The sequence below is a fragment of the Bacillus sp. SRL337 genome (genome assembly GCF_984799155.1).
In genome coordinates this window covers 1-10,000 of record NZ_OZ481793.1, presented here as the reverse complement: position 1 = coordinate 10,000, position 10,000 = coordinate 1, and the positions used below count along the sequence as shown (strand labels likewise).

Here is a 10,000-nt window from a genome sequence, read left to right as displayed (position 1 = left end):
TCTGTCTGATCTTTGCGATGGAAACAGGCATCCCTGACTGCCAGTTCTTGAACTCTTTTTTAAACTGCTGGACTTTTGCCAGATATAATTCCAGGAAATCATCCCGATGTTTGGGTGGTTCTACTTGAGTGTCTTCCATATCTACTATTTGTTGTGGATAAAAGGGTGTGCCATCCGCTTTTGTCCGCTTTACAGACACTTCCCCTATTTGGAATGAATGCAATACTTTCATATGTATATCATGCAATACAGTGTTTCTCGGAATGATTGGCAATGAAGTCATTCCCATAATGTCCTGTTCAAGAATGCAGCCTTCTTCTACCTCACTAATCTTTATCCTCATGTTTTCACCTCTATTTGACATTCACTTCTTTATTTTACCAGATAGCAGTATGAGGTAGCACATGTTAATAAAAAAAATCACTCCCCATAAAGGAGAGTGATTGTTTCATTATTCGGTATCATTGTCATCAGGAGTTTCCTCTGTCACTTGATCATCAGGTTCTTCAGTCAAGTCAACCGGAATTTCCTCTTCTTCTTTTTCTTCCTCTTTTTCAACCTTCGCTACAGTGGCTACGCTGCTGTTTTCATCCAGGCGGATGAGTTTGACACCTTGCGTATTCCTTCCTGTTGTCGAAATATCATTTACGTCCATGCGGATGAGGACACCTTGTGCCGTAATCAGCATCAGGTCTTCTTCTCCAGTAACGGCCTTCACAGAGATGAGTTCTCCGTTTCTGTCCGTGATATTACATGTTTTCAATCCTTTTCCGCCACGGGTCTGGATACGGTATTCTTCAGCAGGTGTACGTTTTCCGAATCCTTTCTCTGTGACAACCAAAACATCATCTTTTTCTTCCAGGATTTCCATGCCGACTACAATATCTTCAGAATCCAGGTTGATTCCTTTTACACCCGTCGCTGTTCTTCCCATTGAACGCACATCCGTTTCAGGGAACCGGATCAACATCCCTTTTTGTGTTCCAATAATGATGTCTTTGCTGCCATCGGTCAGTTTAACGGAAATGAGTTCATCGTTTTCTCTCAAATTGATGGCAATCAGCCCATTGGTTCTGATATTAGCAAAGTCAGATACTGGGGTACGTTTGGAGACTCCCTGCTTTGTAGTGAAGAACAGATACCAGTCATCAACGAATTCCTCGATGCGGATCATGGCATTGACCCACTCACCTTTGTCGACGCCCAGCATATTAATGATTGGAATTCCTTTTGCCGTACGGCTGAATTCAGGAATCTCATATCCTTTTGCTTTGAATGCCTTTCCTTTGTTCGTAAAGAAAAGGATTGTGTCATGAGTAGATGTCGTCAACAGATGTTCTACGAAATCATCACCATTCGTACCCATTCCCTGAATTCCTCGTCCGCCGCGCTTCTGGCTGCGGTAGGTGGAAACAGGAAGGCGCTTGATGTAGCCATTATGTGTCAATGTCAGGATGATATTTTCACGAGGGATGAGATCTTCATCCTCAATCTGTTCGATGCCGCCTGCCACGATTTCAGTACGGCGCCCATCATTAAAACGTTCTTTAATCTCATTCAATTCTTCACGGATAATGTCCAATACTTTTTCTTCATCCGCAAGAATCGCTCTTAATTCTGCAATCAATTTAATCAAATCTTGATACTCATTTTCAATCTTATCCCGTTCCAGACCAGTCAAGCGCTGAAGACGCATATCAAGGATGGCTTGTGCTTGTTTCTCCGAGAGAGAAAAGTTTTCCATTAAACCTTCACGCGCAATATCGGTTGTTTGAGATCCGCGGATCAAGGCAATGATTTCATCGATATGGTCCAGTGCGATTCGCAGTCCTTCCAGAATGTGAGCACGTGCTTCTGCCTTTTTCAGTTCAAACTCGGTTCTTCTGCGGATGACCACCTTTTGATGTTCTAAATAGTAATATAGACACTGCTTTAAGTTCAGGACCTTTGGCTGGCCGTCTACAAGCGCAAGAAGGTTAATACCGAAACTTGTTTGCAGTGCAGTCTGTTTATAAAGATTATTTAAAAGGACATTGGCATTGGCATCTTTGCGGACTTCAATGACGATCCTCATTCCATTACGGTCGGATTCGTCACGCAAATCTGTTATGCCATCTATCTTTTTGTCTCGGACCAAATCAGCGATTTTTTCAATAAGCTTTGCTTTATTGACCTGATATGGGATTTCCTCGACGATGATTGTTTCTTTACCGTTGGCTTTTGTCTCAATTCTAACTTTCGCCCTCATGGTGATGGAGCCTTTACCTGACTCGTATGCTCTGCGGATTCCGCTTCTTCCAACGATCATTCCAGCAGTCGGGAAATCCGGGCCCGGAATGTAATCCATTAATTCCTGAATCGTAATTTCAGGATCTCTGCTCAACGCAAGAAGACCGTCTATCACCTCACCCAGTTGATGAGGCGGGATGTTTGTTGCCATTCCAACCGCAATACCTGATGAACCATTCACCAACAGGTTCGGGAATCGGGAAGGCATTACAATCGGCTCACGTTCTGAACCGTCATAGTTATCTCTGTAATCTATTGTATCTTTGTTAATATCACGGATGATCTCCATTGAAATCTTGGACATTCTAGCTTCTGTATAACGCATGGCTGCTGCTGAATCTCCATCGACAGATCCAAAGTTTCCATGGCCGTCTACAAGCATGTAACGGTAGTTGAAATCCTGTGCCATACGGACCATTGTATCGTATACTGCAGTGTCACCGTGGGGGTGATACTTACCGATTACTTCACCGACGATACGTGCAGATTTCTTATAGGCTTTATCAGATGTCATTCCAAGGTCATTCATCGCATACAGGATTCTTCGGTGTACGGGTTTAAGACCATCACGTACATCAGGCAATGCACGTGAAACGATAACACTCATTGCATAGTCCAGGAAGGATGTACGCATTTCCTGGCTTATATTGATTTCTTGTACATTAGAACGTGGTGTTTCCGCCATAATAGAAGGAACCTCCTTTTAAAGGTATTTAGTTACCTATGTCCACACTATGTTTCTTTCTTGCTTTTCACGAAAAGAGTGCAGGTTGATTCTGCTCCGGATGCCTGACTCTGCAGGGCGGGTATTGGGCCTCCTCGGCATTGCTTGCTAAAAAAGCACAAGCATCCATTCAGTGACGTTCAGATTGGAGGGCTCTCGTATGAGATAAGGAAACACAACGAACAGAGTGAGTCGATGTTCGCTTATCACCAGGAGAGAGACCGGAATCTGCTAGTCGCCGGAACTGGAGCTGGATTGCAGGTTTACGTTCCAGTGGGGCCGTAACCTTGTTCCCGCTAGGCCCGCAGGAGATTGTACACCCTCCGCTTCCATCAATTAAATATGAATATAGACTTGCAATAAAAAAATTAACTTACAGAATATGCTGTATTTCTTCGTTTAAGGCCTCTATGTAAAAGACAGGATAGAAATGGTTCTATCCTGCTTATGAATTAAACATCCAGGTTTTTTACATATGCAGCATTGTCTTCGATGAAGTTTCTGCGAGGTTCTACTTTATCTCCCATCAGCATTTCGAAGGTTTCATCCGCTTCAATTGCATCTTCAAGGCTTACCTGCAGAAGTGTCCTGAATTCAGGATCCATCGTCGTTTCCCATAGCTGTGTAGCATTCATCTCGCCAAGACCCTTATAACGCTGGATTCCCGGTTTAGGCTGGGCTGGCATTTGTGCAAGTGCTTCCTCCAGCTGTTTGTCTGAATAAACATACTCAATTTTCTTGCCTTGCTTTATTTGATAAAGTGGCGGCTGGGCGATATAAATGTAACCCGCTTCAATGATTTGTCTCATATAGCGATAGAAGAATGTGAGCAGCAACGTACGGATGTGTGCTCCATCAACATCGGCATCTGTCATGATGACAACCTTTTGATAACGAGCCTTGGAAATATCAAAGTCTTCGCCGATTCCTGTTCCAAGAGCAGTGATCATCGCACGGACTTCGTTATTGGATAGAATTTTATCCAATCTTGCTTTTTCAACGTTAATGATCTTTCCTCTAAGAGGCAGAATCGCCTGGAAGTGCCGGTCACGTCCCTGTTTGGCAGAGCCTCCTGCAGAGTCACCCTCAACGATATAAATTTCACTGATTTTAGGATCCCTTGAAGAACAGTCAGCCAGTTTCCCCGGAAGGCTTGATACTTCAAGAGCACTTTTGCGGCGGGTAAGCTCACGCGCTTTTTTCGCAGCCAGTCTTGCCCTTGCAGCCATCATTCCCTTATCGACGACTTTCCTGGCGACAACCGGGTTTTCCAGAAGGAATGACTCGAAGTGCTCTGTAAACAAGCTGTCCGTAATTGTCCTTGCCTCTGAGTTACCAAGTTTCGTCTTTGTCTGACCTTCAAATTGAGGATCAGGGTGTTTGATTGAAATAATGGCCGTAATTCCCTCACGTACATCTTCACCGGAAAGATTGGCATCACTTTCCCTGAATAGACTATTTTTACGGGCATAATCATTGATAACACGGGTCAGCGCCGTTTTAAAGCCGGATTCATGGGTTCCACCTTCATACGTATGAATGTTATTGGCAAAAGAATAAATATTGCTCGCAAAGCCATCATTGTACTGAAGGGCTATTTCCACGGAAATGTTTTCCCTTTCACCTTCAATGAAGATCGGTTCTTCATGAACCACTTCTTTTGTACGGTTCAAGTGCTCTACATATGACTTGATTCCGCCCTCATAGTGATACTCGTTCTTTTTATCTTCCACCCGTTTATCTTCGATGATGATTCTGATTCCCTTGTTAAGGAAGGCAAGTTCACGAAGACGGTTTGCTAAAATGTCAAAATCATATTCTCTTGTTTCCGTAAAGATTTCGGGATCCGGCTTGAAGTGGATGACCGTACCGGTGATATCTGTTTCACCAGTAACTTTTAAATCAAAGCTCGGAGCACCTTTTTCGAATTTTTGATAATGGATCTTGCCGTCACGGTGTACGAATACCTCTAACTCTGTGGACAGGGCATTAACAACTGATGCCCCTACACCATGCAGGCCGCCGGATACTTTATATCCACCGCCGCCGAACTTACCTCCGGCATGAAGCACTGTCATGATGACTTCGACAGCAGGCCTTCCCATTTTCTCATGGATACCCACCGGTATTCCGCGTCCATTATCTTTAACAGTTATGCTGTTATCCTCTTCTATGATGACCTTGATTTCTGAACAGTACCCTGCCAGTGCTTCGTCAATACTGTTATCAACGATTTCCCAAACCAAGTGATGAAGGCCTTTGGAACTTGTGGAACCGATATACATCCCTGGACGTTTCCTGACGGCTTCTAAACCTTCTAAGACCTGTATCTGATTTTCATCATAAGATTGTTTTTGTTCTTGTTCCATTGTCACACCAATTCACCTACACTTCCTGTGCATGTAATCATGCTTGAATATATATGTCTTTCTGATTATCTATTTAAAAGATTGTCATGGGTATTCCATTTTTTCGATCGCTTCTTCAATGTCGTCGATGCCAATGGTGAAAGATACAGCTGATCGATGGTAACCACAAGCGACTTATATGTACCTTTTGCCAGGTTGCTCGTCTGGGTTTCTTTCTTTTTCAGGAATAATTGCATCTCCTCTGAAAATTGGACTGTATCCTTGTCAATTATTGCAACAATTTCATCCGTTCGTACCATCACATCTTCGCCAACATGAATATACATGGAAACACCTCACTTCACTCTCTTGATATGACCTGATTCAACCTCAAATGTGGTTGCTTCGTTCAATGTCTGGTGATCGATGCCATCAACACTAGTGGTGGTGACAAAGGTCTGCACTTTCCCTTGAATCGTATTCAGCAAATGCGACTGCCTGAAATCATCAAGCTCTGACAAAACATCATCCAGCAAAAGAATCGGGTATTCTTTGATTTCTGCATGGATCAATTCAATTTCAGCCAATTTCAAAGAAAGGGCTGTTGTACGCTGCTGGCCTTGTGAACCAAACGTCTGTACATCCCTGTCATTGACGAAGAACTGCAGATCATCCCTGTGCGGGCCCGCCAATGTCACGCCTCTGTCAATTTCTCTTTGGCGGATGCTATTGAACTTATCCTCTATTATTCCTACCATTTTCGACCAATCTTGATCTTCGCATACATCTATAGACGGTTTATATTGAATATCCAAGGTTTCAAGTCCCCTTGATATACCTGAATGGATAGGGCGTGCCCATTCTTGCAGAAGTTGGATGAAGTCATAACGTTTCCTGATGATTTTGGCTGATATTTCAATAAGCTGCTCAGTCAGGACATCAAGCATCGTTTCATCCTTCTGTTTCTTGGTCTGCAGCATTTTCAAATAATGATTCCGCTGCTGAAGAACCTTTTGATATAAAGCAATATCATGCAAATAGACAGGTGAGACCTGCCCGATTTCCATATCAATAAAACGACGCCTTACTTGAGGGCTCCCTTTTACGAGATGGAGGTCTTCAGGCGCAAACATGACGACATTCATATTTCCAACATATTGGCTAAGCTTCTTCTGTTCAAGGTGATTGGATTTAGCTTTCTTTCCCTTTTTGGAAATGACCAACTCCAGCGGAAGTGACCCATTATGTTTTTTTATCCTGCCTTTTATTTTAGCATATTCCTCATCCCAGCGTATCAAATCTTTATCGTTTGAGGTCCTGTGGGATTTCGCCATTGCCAAAACATAGATCGACTCCATGACATTCGTCTTTCCCTGGGCATTTTCACCTAAAATGACATTCACATTGTTCTCAAACGCGATATCGACGGAATCATAGTTCCGATAGTTTTTGAGCTGTATTTCTTCAATGTACATATACAGACATCCTCTTTATTCTTCGTCAGAGATGATGAAAGCCCCGTTTTCCTCAATTTCGACTTTGTCTCCAACCCTTAGTTTTCTTCCTCTTCTTTGATCTTGGTCTCCATTGACGTACACTTCATATTCGCTCAGGAACCATTTGGCCATCCCGCCTGATTGAATGACGTCTGCAAGCTTCAAGAATTGTCCCAATGTAATATATTCCGTTTCTATTGCGATTTTCTTTTCCACGACCATCACTACTTTCCGGCATTAATATCTAATAATATATTTTACTATATTTTCATCTTAATACAAAACCCTGCCTATGTCGGAGTGACGATCATCCTTGACTGCAGGGGTTTAACGCTTTAAAGCAGTGGGGGACAGTCCCTCACTGCTTTAGAGCAATAAAGTGTCAATCTCTAAAAAAGAAAAGAGACTGGCTGTATAACGTTTCGATGTGGTTATACAGCCAGCCATTTTATTGTGATTAATATGTTCTTACAGGAAGGATCAGCTGCAGGATGGAATCATCATGTAGCGGTTTGATGACAAATGGTCTCATTGCACCGGTAAAGTTGATGTGAATCTCTGTTCCTTCCAATGCCTTTAAGGCATCCATCATATATTTGGCACTGAAGGAAATCTTAAGATCTTCACCATCAATCGATTGGCTTTGAACCTGCTCGATTACTTTTCCGATTTCTGGTGTATTGGAAGAGATTTCAATCAGGCCATTATCGATTGTGGACAATTTTACAACATTATTCCTTCCTTCTCTTGCCAAAAGTGACGCACGATCAATGGCTTGAAGGAACTCCTTTGTTGTAAGTGTCAATTCTGTTTTACTCTCATTTGGTATCAATCGGCTTGTGTCAGGATAGTTTCCTTCAAGCAGTCTTGAGAAGAACAATAAGTGTTTCGCTTTGAACAATACCTGATTATCTGTCATGACTATCTCAACAAGATCTGAATTGTCATCCAAAATTTTGCTTAGTTCTGTCAAACTTTTCCCTGGAATGACGATATTGTATTCTTTTCCGGTGTCATTCTCTACGGGGGCTTTTCTCATCGCCAGACGATGGCTGTCTGTTGCAATACAGGAAAGTTCCCCATTTTCAACCTTCCAGTTTACACCTGTCAAGATGGGGCGTGTTTCTGAGGTGGACACTGCGAATACAGTTTGTCTTACCATGGTTTTTAATAAATCGGTTGGAATCTTTAATGCATTTCCTTCCTCGATTTGAGGAAGATGAGGATACTCCTCTGGATCCAGGCCATTCAAGTTGAATTCTGCTTTTCCCGAACGGATGACGGTCTGCAAATGATTCTGCACTTCAATTTCCACCGTATCCATAGGCAGTTTTTTTACAATTTCACTGAAGAATTTTGCCTGCAGGACAATCCCGCCTGCCTCTGTTACCTCCACTATTTCACGTCCCTCTTCCTCTTTGGGAATGAATGATTCGATGGAAATATCAGAATCACTTCCTGTCAATGTGACTCCTTCATCATTTGCGATGATTTTAATACCCGTAAGAATCGGGATTGTTGTTCTGGATGTTACAGCTTTCATTACGTCGCCGACACTCTGTACGAGAGCATCCCTTTGGATAACAAATTTCATTATCTTTTCCTCCAGTTCAAGCATGATTTTTTTACTGCAGCATATACTAATATATTTATAAAAAAATAGTACTAGTAGTAATAGGGGCTGTTAGTATGTGGATAAGTGCGAAAAACGAAAGTAAACACAGTCTATCCACATGTGGACAGACTGTGTAAAAACATAGCAAAGTTATTAACAGTATTCAGGATAACTATCTATATTAATTTTTTAGGAGATCGCGGATTTCTTTCAACTGGTGCTGGAATCCAGAATCAACGCCAAGCATTTTTGAAATCTTCTCATGAGCATGGATTACGGTGGTGTGGTCCCTTCCTCCAAACTCTTCTCCAATTTTAGGGAGTGAGAAATCGGTCATTTCCCTGGAGAGATACATGGCAATCTGCCTAGGGAATGCAATGGACTTTGTCCGTTTTTTGGCTTTGAAATCTTCCAGTTTTACATTGAACTGCTCACCGACAACTCTTTGAATATCAGCAATCGTAATCACTTTCGGTTTTGAACTTGGGATGATATCTTTCAATGCCTCCGCAGCCAGATCTGCATTGATATCTTTATTGATCAAAGAGGAATAAGCAACAACTCTAATCAAGGCACCTTCTAGTTCCCGGATGTTGGAATCAATCTGGTTGGCTATATAAAGCATGGCTTCATTCGGTATATCTAAGCCTTCCGCTTTTGCTTTTTTTCTTAAAATCGCAATCCTCGTTTCGAGGTCCGGAGGTGTGATATCAGTAATGAGGCCCCATTCAAAGCGGGAACGGAGCCTGTCCTCAAGTGTCGGAATTTCTTTTGGAGGACGGTCACTTGAAATGACTATCTGCTTGCTTTCTTCATGCAGTGTATTGAATGTATGGAAGAACTCTTCCTGGGTCTGTTCTTTTCCTGCAAGAAATTGAATATCATCAATCAGCAGGACATCGACATTCCGATACTTATTGCGGAAATCAACGGCTTTATTGTCACGGATGGAATTGATGAATTCATTTGTGAATTTCTCGGAGGATAAATAAACCACTTTAGCTGATGGATTATGCTCAAGGACATAGTGGCCAATGGCATGCATCAAGTGGGTTTTCCCCAGTCCTACTCCCCCATAGATGAAAAGTGGATTATATGCCTTTGCCGGAGCTTCTGCTACAGCAAGTGAGGCTGCATGTGCAAAGCGATTACCAGATCCAATGACAAAAGTATCGAACATATACTTGGGATTCAGCATATTTTGCTGGAAGTCCTGGCCATCATCATTATCGGCCACTTTCTTCGGGGGAACAGGTAAATCAAACTCTTCCGGTTCCTGGTTTTGCGGAATAATAAATTTAACAATAAGTTCTTCACCAGTAATATCTAACAGGACATCGGATATTAGTTGAGAGTACCTTCCCTCAAGCCAATCTCTGGCAAATTCATTGGGGGCGGTGATGATAAGTGTATCTCCTTGTATGGAATGAGCTTTTGTAGACTTCAACCAAGTATCAAAACTGGGTTTACTGATCTTTTTCTCTATATTCGAGAGGGCTTTATTCCACAAGTCCCCTATATTCTCCAA

Annotated in this window: 8 protein-coding genes (1 of these 8 cut by a window edge); all 8 read right to left on the bottom strand. The window is 42.4% G+C overall.

The annotated features are described in order from the left end of the window. Positions 1-343: the beginning of an HD-GYP domain-containing protein gene (locus AC4E8A_RS00040; protein WP_490196198.1), read on the bottom strand. 743 nt of this gene lie to the left of the window's left edge; only the first 343 of its 1,086 coding nucleotides appear in the window; the start codon lies at positions 341-343; its stop codon lies off the left edge, out of view. A 108-nt stretch (positions 344-451) separates the two neighbouring features. After that, complete coding sequence (gyrA, locus tag AC4E8A_RS00035; RefSeq protein ID WP_490196196.1) at positions 452-2,974, bottom strand: DNA gyrase subunit A; 2,523 nt, start codon at positions 2,972-2,974, stop codon at positions 452-454. Positions 2,975-3,465: 491 nt separating this feature from the next. Further along, positions 3,466-5,382: a DNA topoisomerase (ATP-hydrolyzing) subunit B gene (gene gyrB, locus AC4E8A_RS00030; protein ID WP_490198970.1), complete on the bottom strand. Its 1,917-nt coding sequence runs from the start codon at positions 5,380-5,382 to the stop codon at positions 3,466-3,468. 65 nt (positions 5,383-5,447) lie between these two features. Then, the gene (gene remB, locus AC4E8A_RS00025) at positions 5,448-5,708 is read right to left on the bottom strand and encodes an extracellular matrix regulator RemB (RefSeq protein ID WP_490196195.1); all 261 of its coding nucleotides are present in this window, start codon (positions 5,706-5,708) and stop codon (positions 5,448-5,450) included. A 9-nt stretch (positions 5,709-5,717) separates the two neighbouring features. After that, positions 5,718-6,836, bottom strand: a complete 1,119-nt coding sequence (gene recF, locus AC4E8A_RS00020) for a DNA replication/repair protein RecF (protein ID WP_490196194.1) — start codon at positions 6,834-6,836, stop codon at positions 5,718-5,720. Positions 6,837-6,851: 15 nt separating this feature from the next. Beyond that, positions 6,852-7,079, bottom strand: coding sequence for a S4 domain-containing protein YaaA (gene yaaA / locus AC4E8A_RS00015; protein WP_490196192.1), 228 nt, complete (start codon positions 7,077-7,079; stop codon positions 6,852-6,854). Positions 7,080-7,314: 235 nt separating this feature from the next. Next, complete coding sequence (gene dnaN, locus AC4E8A_RS00010) at positions 7,315-8,451, bottom strand: DNA polymerase III subunit beta (protein WP_490196190.1); 1,137 nt, start codon at positions 8,449-8,451, stop codon at positions 7,315-7,317. A gap of 202 nt (positions 8,452-8,653) precedes the next feature. Next, on the bottom strand, positions 8,654-10,000 hold the full coding sequence (gene dnaA, locus AC4E8A_RS00005) for a chromosomal replication initiator protein DnaA (RefSeq protein ID WP_490196188.1): 1,347 nt from the start codon (positions 9,998-10,000) through the stop codon (positions 8,654-8,656).

Coding starts and splice junctions, on each gene's coding strand:
- gyrA (WP_490196196.1), bottom strand. CDS start 2,974: ATGGCGGAAACACCACGTTCTAATGTACAAGAAATCAATATAAGCCAG.
- gyrB (WP_490198970.1), bottom strand. CDS start 5,382: ATGGAACAAGAACAAAAACAATCTTATGATGAAAATCAGATACAGGTC.
- remB (WP_490196195.1), bottom strand. CDS start 5,708: ATGTATATTCATGTTGGCGAAGATGTGATGGTACGAACGGATGAAATT.
- recF (WP_490196194.1), bottom strand. CDS start 6,836: ATGTACATTGAAGAAATACAGCTCAAAAACTATCGGAACTATGATTCC.
- yaaA (WP_490196192.1), bottom strand. CDS start 7,079: ATGGTCGTGGAAAAGAAAATCGCAATAGAAACGGAATATATTACATTG.
- dnaN (WP_490196190.1), bottom strand. CDS start 8,451: ATGAAATTTGTTATCCAAAGGGATGCTCTCGTACAGAGTGTCGGCGAC.